General features: G+C 65.9%; 12 protein-coding genes. 7 read left to right on the forward strand and 5 right to left on the reverse strand.

The window, feature by feature from the left end; genetic code table 11:
- The first annotated feature begins 41 nt into the window (after positions 1-41).
- The 6 genes from N6L26_RS13195 (at position 42) to N6L26_RS13220 (ending at position 12,321) form a co-directional block, all read left to right on the forward strand.
- Positions 42-2,138 carry an adenylate/guanylate cyclase domain-containing protein gene (locus tag N6L26_RS13195; RefSeq protein WP_263606013.1) on the forward strand — a complete coding sequence of 699 codons (2,097 nt, stop codon included), beginning with the start codon at positions 42-44 and terminating at the stop codon, positions 2,136-2,138.
- Positions 2,125-2,850 carry a hypothetical protein gene (locus N6L26_RS13200; protein ID WP_263606014.1) on the forward strand — a complete coding sequence of 242 codons (726 nt, stop codon included), beginning with the start codon at positions 2,125-2,127 and terminating at the stop codon, positions 2,848-2,850. The genes N6L26_RS13195 and N6L26_RS13200 overlap by 14 nt, the downstream gene beginning before the upstream one ends.
- An 84-nt stretch (positions 2,851-2,934) precedes the next feature.
- Complete coding sequence (locus N6L26_RS13205) at positions 2,935-4,338, forward strand: cytochrome c family protein (protein WP_263606015.1); 1,404 nt, start codon at positions 2,935-2,937, stop codon at positions 4,336-4,338.
- A gap of 23 nt (positions 4,339-4,361) precedes the next feature.
- Positions 4,362-6,317 (forward strand): heme-binding protein, encoded by a 1,956-nt coding sequence (locus tag N6L26_RS13210; RefSeq protein ID WP_263606016.1) that lies wholly within the window; start codon positions 4,362-4,364, stop codon positions 6,315-6,317.
- Complete coding sequence (locus tag N6L26_RS13215) at positions 6,317-8,167, forward strand: hypothetical protein (RefSeq protein ID WP_263606017.1); 1,851 nt, start codon at positions 6,317-6,319, stop codon at positions 8,165-8,167. Before N6L26_RS13210 ends, N6L26_RS13215 begins: the two co-directional genes overlap by 1 nt.
- Positions 8,167-12,321 carry a multiheme c-type cytochrome gene (locus tag N6L26_RS13220; protein ID WP_263606018.1) on the forward strand — a complete coding sequence of 1,385 codons (4,155 nt, stop codon included), beginning with the start codon at positions 8,167-8,169 and terminating at the stop codon, positions 12,319-12,321. The genes N6L26_RS13215 and N6L26_RS13220 overlap by 1 nt, the downstream gene beginning before the upstream one ends.
- Before the next feature lie 57 nt (positions 12,322-12,378).
- On the opposite strand, the gene N6L26_RS13225 is transcribed toward N6L26_RS13220, so the two are convergent.
- Genes N6L26_RS13225 through N6L26_RS13240 form a run of 4 tightly spaced genes read right to left on the reverse strand, consistent with a single transcriptional unit; the run spans position 12,379 to position 18,382 of the window.
- Positions 12,379-13,230, reverse strand: coding sequence for a metallophosphoesterase (locus N6L26_RS13225; protein WP_263606019.1), 852 nt, complete (start codon positions 13,228-13,230; stop codon positions 12,379-12,381).
- A 31-nt stretch (positions 13,231-13,261) separates the two neighbouring features.
- Positions 13,262-15,025, reverse strand: a complete 1,764-nt coding sequence (locus N6L26_RS13230) for a cytochrome c3 family protein (RefSeq protein WP_263606020.1) — start codon at positions 15,023-15,025, stop codon at positions 13,262-13,264.
- Positions 15,026-15,035: 10 nt separating this feature from the next.
- Positions 15,036-15,932, reverse strand: a complete 897-nt coding sequence (locus N6L26_RS13235) for a hypothetical protein (protein ID WP_263606021.1) — start codon at positions 15,930-15,932, stop codon at positions 15,036-15,038.
- On the reverse strand, positions 15,932-18,382 hold the full coding sequence (locus N6L26_RS13240; RefSeq protein WP_263606022.1) for a cyclic nucleotide-binding domain-containing protein: 2,451 nt from the start codon (positions 18,380-18,382) through the stop codon (positions 15,932-15,934). The genes N6L26_RS13235 and N6L26_RS13240 overlap by 1 nt, the downstream gene beginning before the upstream one ends.
- Positions 18,383-18,508: 126 nt before the next feature.
- Between N6L26_RS13240 and N6L26_RS13245 the strand changes: the two genes are divergently transcribed.
- Positions 18,509-19,426, forward strand: a complete 918-nt coding sequence (locus N6L26_RS13245; protein ID WP_263606023.1) for a tetratricopeptide repeat protein — start codon at positions 18,509-18,511, stop codon at positions 19,424-19,426.
- Here the strand turns inward: N6L26_RS13245 and N6L26_RS13250 are convergent.
- The gene (locus N6L26_RS13250) at positions 19,423-20,691 is read right to left on the reverse strand and encodes a lipopolysaccharide biosynthesis protein (RefSeq protein WP_263606024.1); all 1,269 of its coding nucleotides are present in this window, start codon (positions 20,689-20,691) and stop codon (positions 19,423-19,425) included. The two genes, N6L26_RS13245 and N6L26_RS13250, sit on opposite strands and share 4 nt — an antisense overlap.
- Between the last annotated feature and the right edge of the window lie 36 nt (positions 20,692-20,727).

Below are 20,727 nucleotides of genomic sequence, written 5' to 3' on the forward strand. Positions count from 1 at the left end.
AATAAAAATGGGTCGTTCGATGGACCGCGGGGAGGCGGGGGTTGAGCGAGGACAGAGACGATAATCTGCTGATCCGCGGCTGGCGCAATGTGCGCGAGGCCGGCCCGCGTCGTCTCGTATTGACCGCGGTGCTGGTGCTCATGGCGCTGCTGATCGCGCGCTACAGCTGGAACATCCCCCACGAAGTGGTGCCCGACGAATGGCGCATCGAAGGCGCCGAGAATGTCGATATCACCACGCCGGGTACGGGCGATGCCGAACGCGCGCTGTATGACTGGCGCAGCTCGATCCTAGCGGACAAGATCGAGCAGGACGATCGCATCACGATGGTGGTCTATGATGACCAGACGCTGATCGCGGCGCGCAAACGCTCGCCGCTCGATCGCGGGATGCTGTCGCGCGCGCTGCTGATCATCGACGAGATGGAGCCCAAGGCGATCGGGCTCGATATCCTGTTCGACCAGCCGCAGGACGAGGATGCCGAACTGCTCGCTACTTTGCGCGGCATGCAGACCCCGACGCTTGTCGGCTATGCCAATTTCGCGACCAACGAAGCCGACATCGTCTACGACCAGCAGGTCTATCTCGAAGAGTTTCTCGCCCAGCTCGAAGGGTCGAACGCGACCCCCGCCAGCATCCGGCTCGACAACACCAATGGCGTAACGCGCAAGTGGCCGAGCATCGAACCCGACCTGCCGCCTGTGCTGGGCCGCGCCATGCTCCGCGCCGCGGGTGAGGGCGAGCTGGCGCTGCCGGGCTATGAAGGCTCGCTGCGGTATCGCCATCCGGCGTTCGAGAACGAACCGATGTACGGGCGCCTGCAGATCGACAATTTCCTCGATCCGGTGCTGATGGAAATTCCCGAGGTGCGCGCCATGCTGCGCGAACAGATCGAGGGCCGCTATATCCTCGTGGGCGGCGATATCATCGATTATGATCGCGTGCAGACGACGCTCTCCAGCGTGATCGGCGAAAATCCCGCCGGGCTGCGTGTCCATGCTGATATGATCGCGCAAATGCTCGACAGCGACCGGCGCGCGCAGGTGGGGGACGTCACCCTGTGGCTGATGGCCATTCTGGTGGTCGCCACTGCAGTGCTCACCGGTCTGCTCGAATGGGGAAGCTGGCGCATCTACCTGCTGCTCGCGGCCCAATTCGGCACCTTTATCGGCGTCCCCTTCGTGATGGAGTGGCAGGGGGTCGATACGCTCGGTGTGCCCGCTGCCGGCTGGCTGCTTGGCTGGATCATCGCCTTTACCGCAGTGGTGTCCGCCGCGCGTGCGAGCGGCGCGGTACAGCGCAATTTCGCGCAAGGCGCGCTGGGCAAATACCTCCCGCGCGAAATGGCGCAGGAAATCCTCGAGAACCCGCAGTTGCTCTCGCTCCATGGCGAGAAGAAGGAACTCTTCGTGCTGTTCTCAGATCTCGAGGGCTTCACCAAGATGAGCCATGCGATCGAACCGGAAATGGTTGCCAAACTGCTCAACCGCTATCTCGACATGCTGTCGGACGTGGTGCTCGAACATGGCGGCGTGATCGACAAATTCGTCGGCGATGCGGTGGTCGCCTTCTGGGGCGCGCCGATCGCGCGGCCCGACGATGGCGAGCGTGCCGCCCGCGCGGGCTATGCCCTGTGGCAGGCGGGCGAGGCGTTTCGCGAAGAAGTCGCGGCGATGGACGCGGGGCTGCCCAAGATTGGCAAAACCCGTGTCGGATTGCATTTCGGCGAGGCGGTGGTCGGCAATTTCGGCGGCGAAAACCGCATCCAGTACACCGCGCTGGGAGACAGCATGAACACCGCCGCGCGGCTCGAGGCGGCCAACAAGGCGCTGGCATCGAGCGTCATGGCCAGCCGCGAATTCGCCGACCGGGCGGGGCTCGGCTGGTGGCGTCCGATGGGCCGTGTGGTCCTGCGCGGGCGCGCGCGCGCCGTTGAACTGATGGAGCCGGTACCCGATTTCCCCGCTGCCGATCGCGCGTTGTTGGCGGATGCATACAAGCTGGTCGGGACGGACGATGCTAGGGCAGCGGAAATCATCGCCGATGTCCTCAGCCGTCATCCGGCTGACACGGCGTTGAAAAACCTGTTATATCGAATTCAGAATCTGGATGATGGAGGGGCTTATGTCCTCGGTTAAGAACATACTCGCAGGGGCCGCGCTCTCGTTTGCAGCACTCGGCTTTCTCGGCTCGGCACCCGCGCAGGCCGGGGTGGTGGTCAAGTCCAGCGGGCCGTCCGCCGAAACCTACCCGGTGGGCAAGAAGCTCGACGATGCGGCGAGCGTTACGCTCCGCACCGGCGATAGCATAACCGTGCTGACCGGCAGCGGAACGCGCGTCATTTCGGGTCCGGGCACGCACCGAGTGGGGGCACGCGGTGCGAGCAAGCGGACTGCCTTCGCCATGCTGACCCGTCAGCGGTCGGGCGCCCGCGTCCGGACAGGGGCGGTGCGCGGCGGCGCTACCGGATCGTCCACCAATTCGAACCTGTGGAATATCGACACCAGCAATCCGGGCAAGATCTGCCTCCCGGCAGGCGATGCGATCACCTTCTGGCGCCCATCGGTCGAGGGCGGCGAGACCTGGATATTGGGTTCGGCGATTTCCGATTTCCACGTCCATTTCACGTTCGAGGATGGCTCGGCCACCGCTTCGCTCAGCGCCGACGAACTCCCGCTGGGGCAGAACCGGCTTTACGACCTTTCGGGCCCCGCAGGCGGCGCGAAACAGCGTGTCGAATTCATTGCGCTGGATGAAACGCCGCAGGATCCTGAAGACTTGGCGGTCGCGCTGGCCAATCTGGGCTGTATGGGCCAGCTCGACCTGTTGAGCGAGAAACTGGCGAGCTAAGCGAATACCGGTGGCCCCGCGGTATGGGGCAATGGGGGCTGTCGCGGGGGCGGCAGCGGCACACGAGGCAATTGGGGAGGGCCGATGAAACGCCGGGCAGCAGGCTGGCTAGGGGGACGGGGCGGAGCCGTGCGCGCGTTCGCGCTCGCGCTGCTACTCGCGCTGGTCACTCTCGCGCCCGCCAGCCCGGATAACTCCGCCGCCAGGGCCCAGTCTTCCACTGCAAACTTCGAAGGCGTGGCGACCTGTGCCGGCTCGACCTGCCATGGCCGCTCAGAAGGCAATGGCGCGATCGTCCGGCAGGACGAGATCGCGACCTGGCAGGCCCCGTCTTCAGCCAGCGGGGCGCATAGCCGCGCCTATTCGGTGCTGGCCAGCCGTCGCGGCCGCCAGATCGCACAGACATTGGGACTGGGGGCGGCGACGTCCGCACCCGCCTGCCTCGGCTGCCATGCAACCTATGTCCCGCAATCGCGCCGCGGCGCACGTTTCCACACCAGCGACGGGGTAGGCTGCGAAAGCTGCCACGGCGCGGCAGAGGGCTGGCTGCAGGTCCATTACGAGAAGGCGGCCAGCCATGCCTCCAATGTGCGCGCCGGACTGGTGCCGCTCGAAGACCCTCAGGTGCGCGCGAAAATCTGTCTCGATTGCCATTACGGCAGCACCGATACCGGCCAGTTCGTCACGCATTCGATGATGGCCGCGGGTCACCCACGCATCTCGTTCGAACTCGATCTTTTCTCCTCGCTGCAGCAGCATCACACCGAAGATGCCGACTATGCCCGCCGCAAGGGACGCAGCGACAGCGTGCGTTTATGGGCGGTGGGCCAGGCGGAGGCAGTCGCGCGGGCGACCGATCTGTTCGCGCGGCCCGGCTTCGGCATGCGCGGCATGTTTCCCGAATTCTATTTCTACGACTGCCACAGCTGTCACCGCGCTATCACCGACGGGCCTGCCCGGCGGCTGACTTTCGAGACCAATCCGGGCCGCCCGATCCCCTTCGGCAATGCGCCGTTCAACGATGAAAACATCATCATGCTATCCGCGGTGGGCCGGGCGCTGGCCCCCGGCGCGGGCGAGGCATTCGGCACCGCGAGCGTGGAATTTCACCGCGCAATGGGCCGCGACCGCAGCAGCGCGCAGCAAGCGGCGATTGCCCTGCGTGAGCGCGCGCAGGCGCTGTCCAATGCGCTGGCCGCGCGGTCTTTCGGCAGCAGTGATGCCTATCAGGTGATCGCGGCGATCGCCTCGCAGGCGACCGCGCCGCGCTTCACCGATTATGCAGGTTCGGTCCAGGCGGTGATGGCGGTCGATACGCTGCTCAATGCGCTGGTGCGTGAAGGCCGCGTGACGGTCGGCGCCGCGGCTGCGATCCGCGCCAATATCAACCGCGCCTATGCCGCGGTGGCCGCGCCGGAAACCTATCGCCCCGCCGAATTCCGCAGCGCGTTGGCCAGCGCGACATCCGCGATCGGGAGCCTGCGATAATGCGGCGGCGCGCCCTTGGCTGTATGACCGGTGCCCTCGCCCTGGTCCTGGCATCCTGCGGCGGCGACGGGGGTTCGGCGGGCGGCGGCGGGGGCGGCACCGCCACTCCCACACCCAGTCCGACGCCGACCACCGGGGGCAGGCTGTTTACCGATCCGGCGCAGCGCGCGCTGTCGGCCGGCGATGTCCAGCAGATCATCGCGCAGGCCGTGGGCGAGGCGCAGGCACGCGGCCTCCCCGCCACCGTCGCGGTGGTCGACCGCGTCGGCAATGTCCTCGGCGTCTTCGCCATGACCGGCACGCCCGGTAACACCCGCATCAGCCGGCGCACGATCGCCGGGCGCGCCGCGCCGGGTGACGAGGTCGGGCTGCAGGGCGTCCAGGTGCCTACCGCCGCCGCCGCCATCGCCAAGGCGATCACCGGGGCCTATCTCTCAAGCGGGGGCAATGCCTTTTCGACCCGCACCGCAAGCCAGATCGTGCAGGAGCATTTCCCGCCCGCCGCCTCGACCGTGGGGCTTGAAAGCGGGCCGCTGTTCGGCGTGCAGTTCAGCCAGCTGCCCTGTTCGGACTTGTCCGCGCGGATGAGCGACGGGATGATCGGCCCGCAGCGCTCGCCGCTGGGGCTGGCCGCCGATCCGGGCGGTTTTCCGCTCTACAAGGACGGCGTCGTGGTCGGCGGTATCGGCGTTGCCGGCGACGGCAATTACGGCTTCGATCCCGATACGATCGATGTGGACCGCGCCGCCGAGGAATTCGCCGCACTTGCGGGGACTCAGGGGTTCACCCCGCCGCGCGAAATCGAGGCGGACCGGATCCCGGTCGACGGGACCAGCCTGCGTTATAGCGATATCGCGGCCAGCGATTTGGGGCCGCTGCAGCGCAGTTTCGGCGCGGTCAACGGCCCCTTCGGTACGCTGGTGCCGGTGTTCGGCTACAATAACGGCTCGATCCGCGCGGGGACCGCCTATGGCACCAATGCCTCGGGCATCCGCCGCAGCACTGCGGGCGAGTTTGCCAATCGCGATGCCTATGTGCTGGTCGACGCGGCAGGAACACCGCGCTTCCCGATCCGCGCGGGGACCGACAGCGCAAGCATCGCCAATCCGCTGAGCGCGGCCGAAGTGCGCGCGACGATGGAGGAGGCATTCACCGTCCTCAGCCGCGCGCGCGCGCAGATCCGCCGCCCGCTCGACAGCCGGATGCAGGCGTCCATCAGCGTCGTCGATACGCATGGCGCGGTGCTCGGCATCGTGCGTTCGCCCGACGGGCCGATCTTCGGCACCGATGTTTCGCTGCAAAAGGCGCGCACCGCGGCGTTCTTCTCGAACCGTGTCGCGGCGGCGCAATTGCAGGCCGCCGGGCCGGCAGCCGCGCGCTATGTACAGCGGGTGCGCAGCTTCCTCGGCGATGCGAATGCGCTAACCGGAACCTTCGCCTTTGCCGATCGGTCGGGCGGCAATCTGTCGCGGCCCTATTTCCCCGATGGGGAGGTGGGCGATGTCGCCGGCCCGCTCTCGGTCGAACGACCGGGCCAGTTCAGCCCATTCATGACCGGGCTGCAGACCGAGCTGATCGTTCCCAATCTCGTCCAGCATCTCGGCTTCGTGATCTCGGGCGGGACCAGCCCCGATACGCCGCGCGGCTGCACGCAGGTGCCCGATGCGCCCGGCGGCGGGAAGCGGCTGGCCAATGGCATCCAGATATTCCCCGGCTCGGTACCGATCTATCGCGGAGACCAACTCGTCGGCGGCATCGGGGTGTCGGGCGACGGGATCGACCAGGACGATATGGTCAGCTTCCTCGGCCTGCATAATGGCGGGCAGCGCGCGGGCGGTATCGGCAATGCGCGCTTCGAAATCCGCGCCGACCGGATCGTGGTCAATGTCAACGGACGCAACGTGCGGCTGCGCTACGTCAATTGCCCCTTCGCGCCGTTCCTCGACGATCCCCGCCAGAATGTTTGCGAGGGGCTGTGATGGCGGCGGCCGCGCTCACCCCCTTGGCTTTGTTGCTCGCTGCCCAGGCGGAACTGCCGCCCGAGCCCGCACCTGCCGAAGCGCCGCCGGTGGTCAATCCCGAACCGGGCGAACCCGCAGCGGTCGACCCTGCAATCATCGATGGCCGCCGCCGTCCCGATTATACCGAGCCGCTGCCCGATCCGGTGTCGCAGACCAATGAGGGCGCGGTGCGCGCGCCGCCGCCCGAGGCGTTCCCGGTCGACCAGGTCCCGATCCTCGACCGCTGGCGGCTGGTCGAAAGCCTCGGCCTCGTGACCGAACGCTGGTGGGACCCCTATAACCAGAACACCTACAAGGGCGACCGGCCGATCAATCCGGATAAGGTGCCGTGGCTGCCGATTACCGGCGACGACTGGTTCTTCATCGTCAATGCGATAAGCGACACGGTGTTCGAACCGCGCACCTTCCCCATCCCCGTGGGAGTGCAGACGACCGAGCGGCCCGACAGCATCGACGTCTTCGGCAAGGACACCAGCTACGTCCTGTCGCAGAGCTTCATCGTCGGCGCCGCGCTGCTCAAGGGCAGCACCGCCTACAAGCCGCCCGATGTCGAATACCGCGTCACGCTGGCGGCCAATCTCAATTATGTCGATGTGCCCGAGCGGCGCGTGCTGTTCGTCGAACCGAGTAAGCCCTCGCATCGTTTCGACCACTTTGTCGGCGTGCAGGAGGCCTTCTTCGACTATCACTTCCGCAATGTCTCCGACCGCTATGATTTCGATAGCGTGCGGATCGGTATCCAGCCGTTCCAGGCCGATTTTCGCGGGTTCCTGTTCAACGACAACCAGTTGGGCGTGCGCTTTTTCGGGACTCGCGACAACAACCGCTTCCAGTACAATTTCGGCGGCTTCTGGCGGCTGGAGAAGGACACCAACAGCGGGCTCAATGCGGTGCTGCAGACGCCGCGCGACGATTTCGTCTTCTACGTCAACGCCTACCGGCAGGATTTCCTGATCCCCGCGCTGACCAGCCAGCTGACCTTCGTGTGGAATGCAAATCGCGAAGCCCAAGACGTCCAGATCGACGACAATGGCTTCCCCGTGCGACCGGCGCTGCTGGGATCGCTGCGCGGGCGCGATTACGATGTTTTCTACATCGGCTACAATGCCGATGGGCGGATCGGGCGGATCAATCTGACGGGTAGCGCCTATTACGCCTTTGGTGAGGACCGCAATTCCTTCTTCACCGATCAGCCGGCGGACATCAGCGCCTATTTCGCCGCGCTCGAGGCGAGCTATGACCGCGACTGGATCCGCTTCCGCCTGTCCGCCGCCTATGGCAGCGGCGACGGCGATCCCTATGACGATGTCGAGACCGGCTATGACGCGATCTTCGAAAATCCGGTCTTTGCCGGGGCCGATACGTCCTACTGGATCCGCCAGACGATTCCCTTTGCCGGCGGCGGCCGCGCGATCAGCGTCAACGGGCGCAATGGCATCCTCAATTCGCTGCGCAGTTCGAAAGAGCAGGGGCAGTCCAATTTCAACAATCCCGGGCTGATGCTGCTGGGCGCCGGCGCCGATTTCGACATCACGCCCGAGTTTCGCCTTTCCGGCAATGCCAACCATTTGTGGTTCGAGAACACGGCCACGCTGCAGGCGCTGCGCAACGAAGGCTCGATCCCCAAGGCGATTGGCTGGGACCTGTCCGCCGCAGCGATCTGGCGGCCCAAGGCGACGCAGAACATCGTTTTCCGCCTCTCCGCAGCGACGCTGATTTCCGGTGACGGTTTCGACGACCTGTTCACCTCGCTCGGCAATCCGCGTGCCTATTATTCGGTGCTCGCCAACGCGGTGCTGACCTACTGATGCGCAGTCTTTCCCGCCTCCTGCTGGCTATTGCGGTCATGCTTCTCGCCGGGGCCGTGGGCCTGCGCGCGGCGGAGAAGGAAAACCCCGTCAAGCGCGACTACAGCCTCGTCACCGCCGCGCCTGCGCCGCGCGTCCAGACCGAGGCGCAGATGGCGGCGAAATCGGCGGGCTGCGTTTCCTGCCATGTCCGCACCGACCAATCGACGATGCACGAAACGCCCGCCGTGCGGCTGGGCTGCATCGATTGCCACGGCGGCAATGCGGAAGTCTTCGGCGACAGCGAGCTGCCGCATGACGACCCCGCCTATACCGCCGCGCGCGATGCGGCGCATGTGCTGCCCAAATATCCCGAGAGCTGGCACTGGCCGTCTTCCGCCAATCCCAAGCGCAGCTATGGCCTGCTGAACAAGGAAGACCCGGTCTTCGTCCGCTTCGTCAACCCGAGCGATTATCGCGTGGTGCGCGAAGCCTGCGGCGCCTGTCATATCGAGACCATCGAGGCCTCCGAACGCTCGATTATGGCGACCGGCGCGATGCTGTGGGGCGGTGCATCCTACAATAACGGTATCCTGCCCTTCAAACGCTACATCCTCGGCGAGGCTTACACGCGCGAGGGTGAGCCGGCGAAGATCGAGAGCCCCGGCGCGCCGGTAGCCACCGTGACCGACAACCAGGAGGCGCGCGGCGCACTGGCGGCGCTCTATCCGCTGCCGACCTGGCATGTGATCCCGCCGGGTGACGTGTTCCGCGTGTTCGAACGCGGCGGGCGCAATGTCGCCAGCCAGTTTCCCGAGGTTGGCATTCCCAATCCCACCGGGCTGATCCAGCGATTGGAGGAACCCGGGCGGCCCGATCTCAAGCAGTCCAACCGCGGCGCGGGCACCGGCCTGCGCGTCGCGATTCCCGTGCTCAACATTCACAAGACCCGCCTCAACGATCCCTTCATGTGGTTCATGGGGACCAACGACCAGCCGGGCGATTATCGCCATTCGGGCTGCGCGAGCTGCCATGTGGTCTATGCCAACGACCGCGAACCGCGCCATTCGCTGACTTATGCGCAATTTGGCCGCGACGGGCAGAGCGCGACCGTCGATCCGACCATCGCGGGCCTCTATGAAGGCGCGCATGATGATGGCCATGGCGGGGGTCACGGCGCGAGCGATGACGGGAGCCATGGTGCGGTCAAGCAGCCAGGGCATGACGAGCAAGCGCTCGATCAGAATAGCGATGGCGCGGACAAGGAACGCGGTCACCCGATCCGGCATACTTTCACCCGGTCGATCCCGACCGCGCAATGCATGAACTGCCACATGCACCAGCCCAACATCTTCCTGAATTCCTACCTCGGCTACACGATGTGGGATTACGAGAGCGACGCGCCGCATATGTGGCCCAAGGAGCAGAAATACCCCACCGCCGCCGAAGTGCACGCGGTGCTCGATCGCAATCCCGAGGCTGCCGCACCCAAGGGCAAGTGGGCCGATCTCGATTTCCTGCGCAATGTCTACGATCTCAATCCCGAGCTCAAGGACACCCAGTTCGCCGATTATCACGGGCATGGGTGGAACTTCCGCGCGATCCTGAAACGCGACCGCGAAGGCAATCTGCTCGACAAGGACGACAACATCGTCCCGCCCGACGATCCGGAAAAATGGCGCCGCGAGGGTGAGGGCAAGTTCGTCGAGCCCGGCACCAATCCGGGCAAGACCGTCCATATGATGGACATCCATGCCGAAAAGGGCCTGCAATGCGCCGATTGCCATTTCGCGCAGGACAGCCACGGCAACGGGCTGATCTATGCCGAGGTGGCCAATGCGGTGGAGATCGGCTGCAAGGATTGCCACGGCACGCCCGATGCCTATCCCACGCTGCTGACCAGCGGCCCCGCCGCGCCGCCCAAGGGCAACGACCTCTCGCTGCTGCGCAATCCCGATGGCAAGCGCCGGTTCGAATGGACTTACGGCGACGATGGGCAGCGAGTGCTCGTCCAGCGTTCGATCGTCGATCCCGAGCTTGAATGGAAAGTCAGTCTCGTGCGCGACAGCGTCGATCCTGTCTCGCATGACTTCAATGCCAAGGCCGCACGCGCCAAGCTGATGAGCAAGAATGGCGCGGAAACCGGATTGTTCGAATTCGGCACCGGCATCGCGCCCGAAGACCGCGCGCATGGCACCGAGGAAATGGCCTGTTTCACCTGCCACTTGTCATGGACCACCAGCTGCGGCGGGTGCCATCTGCCGATCGAGGCGAACTGGAAGACCAAGTCGCACCATTACGGCACCGAGGAAACGCGCAATTTCGCGACCTACAATCCGCAGGTCGCGCGCGACCAGATGTTCCAGCTTGGCCGCCACCAGACCACCAAGGGCAACCAGGTCGCCCCGATCCGGTCGACCAGCGCGCTCGTGCTGTCCTCGACCAATATCAATCGCGAGCGGATCTATGTGCAGCAGCCACCAGTCTCGGCCTCGGGCTATTCAAGCCAGGCCTTTGCGCCGCATTTCCCGCATACGGTGCGGCTGACCGAGACCAAGACCTGCACCGACTGCCATCTGTCGGCGGAGGACGATAACAATGCGATCATGAGCCAGCTGCTGCTGCTCGGCACCAATTTCGTCAATTTCGTCGGGCTCAACGCCTGGGTCGGGCTCGATACCGGGTTCGAGGCGGTGCGCGTGACCGAATGGGACGAGCCACAGACCGTGCTGGGCAGTTACCTGCACAAATACGCCTATCCCGACTACTGGCGCATGCATGTCGAGGACAATGATCGCGAACTGAAGGACTGGATCCGCGGCCAGACCTTCGATGGCGACGCCAGCGGCGAGACCAAGCCGTTCGAGCAGTTCGCCAATGTCCATGAAGGCACGCGCGATGGCGTCGGCTGCCTGCAATTGCGCGGCGAATATATGTTCATCGCCGAAGGAAAGGGCGGCTTCCGCGTCTACGATGTCGCCTCGATCGCCAACAAGGGCGTCTCCGAACGCATCCTCACCGCGCCGTTCAGCGCGATGGGGCATGACACGCATGTGAAGACGAAGAACGCCACCTGCATGGCACTGGCGACCACCCAGCCGGTCCGGCCCGACCGCAACCGCGCGATGGCCGCGACCCCGGTCAAGGATGCCGCGGGCAATCCGGTGCTCAATGCCGATGGTACGCCGATGACGCTGCTCCAGGTTAACGAGGAGCAGCCGATGAAGCCGATCTACGACTATGCGGTGGTCACCGATGCGGTCGAAGGGCTGGTGCTGGTCGATGTCGTGACGATGGCCGACGGCGAGTTCCGCAACAACCAGCTCGAGCGCACGCGGTTCGTTGATGGCGGCACTGCGTGGAACCCCGATGGTGTGCTGACGGGCGCGCGGCATGTGACGCTGGCGGGTGACATCGCCTTCATCACTGCCGATGCCGGGCTGGTGGTGGTCGATCTGGCCACGCCGGACAACCCGCAGCTGATGGCGGTGCGCGAACTCACCGACGCCCGCGCCTCGACCATCCAGTTCCGTTATCTCTGGGTCACCGATGCCGAGGGGGTGAAGCTGTTCGACGTCACCGACATGCGCAATCCTGTGGCCATGCCGCAGGCGACGGTGCCGCTGGCCAATGCGCAGCGGGTCTATGTCGCGCGCACCTACGCCTATGTCGCGGCGAAGCAGGACGGGCTGGTGATCCTCGATGTGACGCGCCCGTTATCGCCCCGCATCTACCAAAAAGTCACGCTCGGCGGGACGCTCAACGATGCCGAGGACGTGATCGTCGGTTCGACCAATGCCACGCTGTTCGCCTATGTCGCCGATGGGCGTAACGGGTTGAAGGTGCTGCAGCTGACCACGCCCGACAGCCAGCCGAATTTCTATGGCTTCAGCCCCGCGCCCAAACCCGAACTGATTGCCTGGGCGCGCACCAAGGGGGCCGCGCGCTCGCTCAGCAAGGGGATCGACCGCGACCGCGGGGTCGATGAAACCGGCGGCCAGATGGCGGTCTTCGGACGCCTCGGATCACGGCCGTTCAACCGCGAGGAGATGGAAAAGCTGTTCCTCACCCGCGCAGGCGTGCCCTGGAAGGTTTCGGACGAGCCCGATATGGGCGCATGGGTCGGCGGGCGCGGACCAGTGCTGGACCGGGACGGGGCGGCACTGGGCGACTGAGTCCTCCAGCACATTTCCAGGATCGGTAAGCCCGGTCGCACCGGGCGCGCGACAGGGCTAGCGGCGTTCGGCCTTCATCTCGCGCACCATCGGTTTGAGATGCTCGCCGTAATGCGCGAGCACTTCCCATTCGCCGCAGCTTTCGTAATGCGTCACGAGGTCCTCGCCGTCCCAGTAATGCAGCGCATAGCTGGCCGGCTCGGTGGTGATCAGCGCGCGATTGTCCGCCGCATGCTCGTCGATCGGTCGCAGGTCGAGCGCCACCAGCGGCGCGACCGACGGCGTGATGCCCAGCGGGATGCCCTTGAACCGCGCGGCGACCCGGCGATGCAGATGTCCGCAATGGATCGCCTGGATCGTATCCTGGTATCCGTCGACGGCGGCGGCGAAATTGGCAATCCACGGCTCGTCCGGCGCGGGGTCCATCCAGTCGATGCCGCTGACGATCGGCGGGTGGTGCATGAAGATGACGCAGGGCTTGCCGCCGCCCTTCGCCAGCTCCGCGCGCAGCCAGTCGCGCCTTGCTTCGCAGAAAGCCCCACCGTGACGGCCCGGCTCAAACGTATCGAGGCAGATGATGCGCAACCCGTCCTGCTCGATCACATATTGTAGGAACTCGCCTTCGCAGGGGGTGTCGGGAAAGGCGCGCAGCAGCTCTTCGCGGTCGTCGTGATTGCCGACCAGCGGCAGCATCGGGCAGGGGACATCGGCCAGCACCGCGGCGATCTTCGAAAAGCTGTCGCGGTCGCCATGGTCGGTGAGATCGCCCGACAGCACGAGGAAATCGAGCGTGTGCGGGATCTGCGCCAGCCGTTCGAGCACCGCGCCGAAGCGGATGCGGTTGAGCTCTTCCGGACGTGCATCCGGATCGAAACCGATATGGACATCGGTCATCTGAGCGATCAGCAAAGCGTCTCTCCCCGTGATGCCACGCCGACCCTCATTCGCTGCTCTCGCGCTGCCGCAACAGGCGGGCGACCCGATCGGGTGCCGGGCTTTGTGGCCCATCCTCGCGGCGTTGGAAGGTCGGCGGGTGATAGCTGTGGCACATGGCGCAGGTCGACGGGACATCCGCCGCGACCGCGTCCGCGCCCTGGTGGCACTCGCGGCAACTGGTCAGCGTCGGCAGCAGCAGATCGGTCGCGCTGGCGGAGGTATCCGCAGCGTGGCAGCTGCTGCATTCCTCCTGCTCATGCGCCTTGTGGTCGAACCTTCCGTTGAGGAAATAGTGGCTGCGCTGGAACACCGGAACCACGCTTGGCTGCCCGTCGACCGTGATCGGGATATGGCATTCGCCGCATACGCCATCCTCGGACAGCGCCCGAGCGACGCCGACATAATTGCGCGCAGGCGCGCCGAAATCCTGGAAATAGCGACCGCCGCGCTTGAATTCGCCCGGGCGCCTCAACCCGCTGGTGATCGGTTCGCGCGGCGCGCGGTCCATCGCGATCAGGTCGGCGCGCATCTGCGCCACATCGCCATGGCGCAAGGATCGGAAAGTCGCGCCGACCTTGTCGTAGACGAGGCTGTGGCAGCTCTCGCAATCGCTCTCCATTTCCACCGGCAGGAAGCCCACGCGGTCGGCGGTGGGGCGGTGGCAATCGGCGCAGACCAGCGCTTCGCCATATTCGGGCAGCGTCCCGGCCATCCGTGCGACGCCATTGGTGCTCGACAGATGCATGTCATGCGGGAAGCGCAGCCCGCTGTTCTCGCGCGCCTTGCCGTCGAGTGTCACGCGTGCGGTGCGATCGCTGCCAGCCTCGGTGAAGACCAGCGCCTGCAGCTCGGGGTGGTCGGTGCCGAAATCATGCGCATTGCCAAGCGCGGTATCGCCCAGCCGCGTATCCATCGCCTCGTGGCAGCTCGAGCAGAATTGCTGCGCGGCAGGCTCCATCCGCCCCGCGCTTTCATGCTCGGTATGGCAAGTGGTGCAGGCTTCGGGGCCTTCCTTGCCGAAGGCCTGGGCGATGTCCCACAGCAGCGCGTCGCCCGTACCCATCGGCCCGCGCGAAGTGGCGAGCCGGTCCATTTCGGCATGGTCGCCGATATTCTCGTGGCACGACAGGCAGGTCTCGTCGCGGACCGAGACGAAGGGCTCGACGTGGCAGGCCTCGCAATTGTTCTCGAGCGAATGGTGCGCGAGGCTGAGCTTGCCCGTGCTCCAGCTATCGTCCCATGCCACCTGGTCCACGCCATGTGCGCCGGGCTGCTTGTCCTCGCGCGTGAGATTGGTCCAGATCGGCACCGCGAGGAAGGCGATCAGGATCACCAGCACGCCGATCCAGGCCGCCGCGCGCTTGCTTGGCATGGCGCTGGCGAGATCGAAGCCGCGCACGGCATCGCGATTGCCGAACTCGCGCTCTTCCTGCGTCACTGTGACCAGCGTGCGCCCGTCCGCCTCGAGGCCGATGGTCAGCGTATAGAGCCCGAGCGTCAGCGCGCCGCCCGCCGCCGGGTCGATGCTCACCGATCTGCGCTTGTGCCCGTCGAAGGTGAAGTCGCGACTGCCCGCCGCCTCGATCGCCAGATGGCCGCGATCGGTGCGGGTGATCGAGATATGGTGCTGTTCGACCGCGAGGTCGGCGACCACCACATCATTGGTCGTCGCGCGGCCGATTGCCAGCGTGTCGCCTTCGACCACGCGATCGCGCACGATTTCGCGCCCGGTGGCGGTGAGGTCGATGGTGCGGATGAGGAATGTCATGGTCCGTCCGTCACCAGTAATAGAACACGCTGACGACATGCGCCGTCAGCGCCGCGAGCAGCGCGATGGTCAGCGGCACATGGACATAGAGCCAGATCTGGAGCAGCGCCTTGGTCTGCATGTGGCGGCGGATCTGGTCGATCTGCGCGGCGCGCTTGCCTAGCAGCGAGCGGACCTTCTGCTGCGCGAGGTCATGCGCATCGTCGTCATAGGCGCGCCCGGTCGAGATATGTTCCAGCGCGGTGCGCGTTGCATCGCGGCGGCCCGAGCCGCGGAACCGCGCGGCGATCCCGGCGGAGAAGACATCCTGCTCGAGCGCGGCGATCACCCGGTCGGCATCCTCGCGCGACAGCGGCTGCGCCGCGGCCTCCAATTGCTTGTCGATCGTTGCGAGGCTTTCGATCATCTGTTCGCGCGTCATCTCGCGGCGGTTTTCCGACAGGTTCTGCGGCAGCGAGGTATAGACCGCGATGCCATAGGCGCCCGAGATGATCACCAGCATCATCAGCACCCAGGCGAGCGTGTGGACGTTCCACCCCAGTTGGAAACCGGTGTGCAGCGTGCCGATGATCACCAGCGACAGGCCGAGATAGACATGCGCGCTGGTCCACGCCTTGAGGCTCCAGCTGCCCGGTGTCGGGCGCCGCTTGCGAATGCCCAGCCACGCCAGCCAGACGATCAGTCCCGCGCCTACCGTGCCCAGCGTATAGCCATACCAGCTCCCGCCATTGTGCCGCGGGTCGACGTCGATCAGCACATAGGTGAGCACCACGAACAGGCCGAGGAAACCCGCCACCCGCGCCCAGTAATAGGCGCGGTGCGCGAGGAAGCTTTCGTGGCTGGCCGAACGGCGCTGCTCGATCTCGGCATAGCCGGTGGCATCGTCGCTGGACGAAACGCTCGCCATCAGTCGGCCCCTTCTTCGAGCCGCGCGACGGTGAGGAAGCGTTCGGGGCTGACCCGGATCGCCGCGCCAGTCGGGCAGGCGCGCACACAGGCGGGGCCGCCCTCGATCCCGCTGCACATGTCGCATTTGATCGCCAGCTTGGCAGTCTCACCCACTTCGGCGGCCTTGCGCGTACGCCAGGCATAGCTGGCTTCGCCGGGCCCGGGGCCGGTGCCGAACAATAGCCAGCTGAGCAGCCCCGGCTTGGGCGGCGGCTTGGCATCCATCCGGATCACCCCATAGGGGCAGTTGCGCTGGCAATTGCCGCAGCCGATGCAAGTTTCGTCGATCACCACCTCGCCATCGGGACCGCGCTTGATGGCATTGGGCGGGCAATCGGCCATGCAGTGCGGATGCTCGCAATGACGGCAAGAGGTCGGCACGTGCAGATGCGCATAGGTCCGCCCCGCCTCGCGGTCGAGCCGGCTGAGGCCATCATGGCTGTCGGCGCAGGCCTTTTCGCAATTGTCGCAGCCGACGCACAGCTTCTCGTCGATCAGCAGCACATCGGTCGCTTCGCCAAGCCCGTTCTCGACGAGGAATTGCGCGGTCTGCGAATACATGTCGACTGCGCCGCCGAAGCTCGCCTTGCGGCTTTCGACGAAGTCGTTGATCTCGCGCCGCGCCGCCATGTCCTTGAGCGCGCGGGTGCGGATGTCGGGCTTGGCGTCGAGCAGCGCGTTGAACATTTCGCCCGGGAAGCGGATCACCTCGCTCTTGATCGCTGCGCGCACGCTGGCGGAGCGTTTGGACCCGTCGATCACCGCCATTTCGCCGAAATAGGACCCGGCGGGCAGGTAGGAGAGGAACACCGGCTTGCCGCCCAGATCCTTCTCCACCACCATCGACCCCACGCGGACGATATAGATGTCCTTGTCGTCGGCGCCTTCCTCCACCACCACTTCGCCCGCGGGGACCGAGACGACCTCGGCCGCCTCGACCAGCTCGGCGATGTCGGCAGGGGTCAGGCCCGCACCGAAGATCTGCAGCACCTGCCGCTCGATCGAGATGCGGTTGACTGCGCGATTGGCCGAGGGCGCGGTGGCGAGCAGCTTGAGCGCGGCGAGGCGCGAGAATTCGACCACCACCGTGGGTTCGGCAGCGCGGATGGTGGAACCGCGCTTGCGGCCCGAAATCAGCCCGACCTCGCCAAAGATCGATCCGGTTTCGATCGGCACGGTGATCGAACTGTCTTCGGGATTGACCTCGACCAGCACCGAACCCTCGGCAATCGCGAACATCGACGACCCCGGTTCGTTGCGGGTGAAGATCACTTCGCCGCGGTCATAGGCATGGACCCGGCTGTCGAGCATCAGCTCGCGCATCTGCAGCGGGCTCAGCTCCTGCAGGATGACGACTTGCGAGCGGAACGCCTCGAGCCAGTCGTCGACCGTCCGGCCACCCGGCAGCGCGGCGAACTTCTCCGCCAGAATCGGTTCGTCGGCGGGTTTGAGATCGGTATTGCCATCGAGAAATTCGATGACATCATAGCCCTGGTTCATGCAGTGCTTGATCAGCGGATAGCCCGCCAGCGCGCCGATCACATGGATGCCCGGCTGCGTGGTCTCGAAGCTGGGAGTAAGCTTGGGAAAGGCGGTGCGATCCTCGCTTGCAAACTCGACGCCGCATCCTTCGACGAAGGCACGCGGCGGCTGCGAGCCGGTGCGCGCGATGATCCGGTCACAGCGTATGGTTTCCTGCCCGTCGCGCGTTTCGAGCACGATTTCACCCGCGCGCACTTCCAGCGGGCTGGTTTCGCGGCGCACCGAAATGCGTCCGTCGGCCTCGCCCTTTTCGAGCAGCTTGACGTTGGCACCCTTGGCGCGCGCGAAATCGGCGCGGCGGTTGAGGATGGTGACGACATTGCCCTGCGCCTCGTCGGCGGCGAGGCCGAGCGCGTTCTCGATTCCCGCATCGCCCGAGCCGATCACAGTGATATGTTCATCGACATATTCGGTGGGATCGTCGAGCTGGTACTGGACGTGCGGCAGGTCGCCACCCGGCAGCCGGAGCAAATTGGGATTGCCCTGCGTCCCGATCGCCAGCACCACCGCTTCGGCCTCGACCGTCGAGCCGTCCTGCAGCGTCAGCGTGAACGCGCCTGCCTGCCCCGCAATGCCGGTGACATCGGCATTGGTGCGCACTGTGACCTGGCCGTCCGCCACCTGCTGGTCCCAGGTGTCGAGGATCACCTCGCGCTTGCCGGCATCGAAATCCAGATCGCTGCGCAGCACCAGATTGCTGGGCGTCGCCATGACGTGCTTGCCCTTCTGGTATTTGTAGATGGTGTCCGACAGATGGTCGGTCTTTTCGAGCAGCACATGGCTCATGCCGCGCTCTGCCGCATGCGCAGCCGCGCTCAGCCCGGCGGGACCGGAGCCTACAATCGCAACACGAACTCTATCGCCCAAACCGCAATCCCCCCCGGAGGCTTGCGAACCCGTATTTTGTTATGGGGCGGCATCATAGGCAAAACTCGAGCGGTGGCAATTGCTTGTCGGCCCTAGCCGCGATAGCCAGCCTACAAGGGGGATGTGATGGGCGAGAAAAAGACCGGTAACCGCGTGACCGGGGGCGTGCTGCTGTTCGGCCTGGCGCTGGCAGCCATCCTTGCAGCGGTAGGCTATCGCGCGCTCGACGGGGCAGATACCGATACGGACGAATCGCCCGCAGCCACTCCGCTTGAAGCGCTCGAGGCGCGCGTCGCCGAAGAACCCGGCGATGCCGCGGCATGGCAGGAACTGGGCTTCACCCGCTACGGGCGCGGCGAATTCGGTGCAGCGGCTACGGCCTATCGCGAAGCCACCGCGCTCGAACCCGACACCGCAGTGCTGTGGTCGGCCTTTGGTGAGGCGCTGGTGATGGACAGCAAACGCGACCCGCTGCCGCCCGAAGCGCTGGCCGCCTTTCGCCGCGCGATCGCGCTCGATCCGGCGGACCCGCGGGCGCGCTATTTCCTTGCCGTAAAGCGCGATCTCGATGGCGACCACGAAGGTGCGATCGCCGCGTGGCTGGACCTGCTCGAAGACACCCCGCCGGGCGCGCCGTGGGAAGCCGATCTGGCACGGACGATCGAGCAGGTGGCGACGATCAACAAGCTCGAGGTCACTCCGCGGCTCGAACGTGCGCAGGCGGCGCGTGCGGTTCCGGCCTCAGCGGGCGCGGGGCTGACCGCAACCGGCGCGATTCCCGGGCCGAACGCGGCGCAGCTTGCCGCCGCCTCGCAAATACCCCCGGGCGAGCAGCGCCAGATGGCCGAGGGCATGGTCGCCAGCCTCGAACAGAAGCTGGTCGCCGATCCGTCGAACCTCGACGGCTGGGTGATGCTGATGCGGTCGCGCGCCACGCTGGGCCAGCCCGATCGCGCGCGCAAGGCGCTGAGCGATGCGGTGGCGGCCAACCCCTCCGCCGCAACACGATTGCGCGCCGAAGCGGAGGCGCTCGGGATTCGCTAGCCCTTGGGCGGCAGCTCGGGCGCGGGTTTCACGGTGATCGTGATCTGCGCGAGCGAGATCACCGCCACCCAGAAGCCGAGCACCGAGAGCGCGGATGCACCCATCACGGTGAAGGCTGCGCCCTTCAGCCCGTTCCAGCCCATCGCCACGTCGAGCAGCGTGAGACCGATGATCGTGGGGATCGCGCGGATCAGGAAGGCGGTGCCTGCCCGGCCGGCGCTGACCAGCAGCGATTCGAGACTGGCCCCGACCAGTTCGATCGCGCCGGCGATCGCAAGGATCACCATGGTCCAGAACACGCGGAATTCGGGCCCCGCGATCAGGACCAGCGCGGTCCGCCCGAAGAACAGCGTTACCAGCACCGCCAGCACGCCGGCGATCAGCGCGATATTGGCCATCCGCCGGGCCATGTCATGCGCGGTCTCCCGGGCATGGACCAGTTCGGGATAGATCGCCTTGGAGACCGTCTGCGCGAGGCTGACGAGCGCCTGCCCCAGCTGGCTGGCAACGCGGTAGCCGCCCGCCGCGGTTTCGCCGCCGATCGCGCCGACGAGCAGGATCAGCACTTGCTTGGCGCCGACATTGAGGCTGCCCGACATGTTGGTCGACCAGACGAAGCGCCAGGCTCCCGGATGCGCGCGCGGAATATGGCGTAGGCTGATGCGCGAGAGGTTGATCCGCTCGAGCCGGCCAGCCGCGATCCACAAGGATACGGCCACCGCGATTTCTGCGGCGGCCCAGGCGAGGACAAAGCCGGTCACGGTCGGCATGGCGATTGCGGCAGCTGCCGCGCCCGCCGCGCGCACCACCGGCTGCACCGCTTCGGCTGCGGTGGTGCGCGCATAGGCGAAGCGCAGTCGCAGCAGGCCGGTGGGAGTGGTGCGGATCGCCAGCAGCGAGATCACGCAATAGCCGAAGGCGACCGGTATCAGCTCGTCGGGCAGCGGCAGCCAGAGCGGTGCGCTGCCCACCAGCGCGGCTGCCAGCACGAGGCCCAGCGCGACCGACAGCAGGTCGAGCGCGATGGCAAAACCCGTCGCATCGGCGGGTCCGTCTTCATCCGCGCCCCAGCGCACGACGAATTGCCAGGTCTGGAAATTGGCCAGCCCGGTGACCGTTTGCCCCAGCGCGAGGATGATCGCGAAATAGCCGAAATGGTCGAGTCCCAGCGTCCGCGTAGCGAGCGCCAGGTAGATGATGCTCAAAACGGCATTGAGGCCGCGCCCGGTCAGCAACCAACCGATATTGCGGAGCAGGCGATGCATCGTCCGGTCGGCAGCGTCAGACGGTGGCGAGCCGCT

This window comes from Qipengyuania sp. SS22, assembly GCF_025736935.1.
GTDB lineage: Bacteria > Pseudomonadota > Alphaproteobacteria > Sphingomonadales > Sphingomonadaceae > Qipengyuania.

Excerpts from the sequence above, each read along its gene's own strand:
- N6L26_RS13245 (WP_263606023.1), top strand. The coding sequence starts at position 18,509 with ATGGGCGAGAAAAAGACCGGTAACCGCGTGACCGGGGGCGTGCTGCTG.
- N6L26_RS13205 (WP_263606015.1), top strand. The coding sequence starts at position 2,935 with ATGAAACGCCGGGCAGCAGGCTGGCTAGGGGGACGGGGCGGAGCCGTG.
- N6L26_RS13220 (WP_263606018.1), top strand. The coding sequence starts at position 8,167 with ATGCGCAGTCTTTCCCGCCTCCTGCTGGCTATTGCGGTCATGCTTCTC.
- N6L26_RS13250 (WP_263606024.1), bottom strand. The coding sequence starts at position 20,691 with ATGCATCGCCTGCTCCGCAATATCGGTTGGTTGCTGACCGGGCGCGGC.
- N6L26_RS13235 (WP_263606021.1), bottom strand. The coding sequence starts at position 15,932 with ATGGCGAGCGTTTCGTCCAGCGACGATGCCACCGGCTATGCCGAGATC.
- N6L26_RS13215 (WP_263606017.1), top strand. The coding sequence starts at position 6,317 with ATGGCGGCGGCCGCGCTCACCCCCTTGGCTTTGTTGCTCGCTGCCCAG.
- N6L26_RS13210 (WP_263606016.1), top strand. The coding sequence starts at position 4,362 with ATGACCGGTGCCCTCGCCCTGGTCCTGGCATCCTGCGGCGGCGACGGG.
- N6L26_RS13230 (WP_263606020.1), bottom strand. The coding sequence starts at position 15,025 with ATGACATTCCTCATCCGCACCATCGACCTCACCGCCACCGGGCGCGAA.
- N6L26_RS13200 (WP_263606014.1), top strand. The coding sequence starts at position 2,125 with ATGTCCTCGGTTAAGAACATACTCGCAGGGGCCGCGCTCTCGTTTGCA.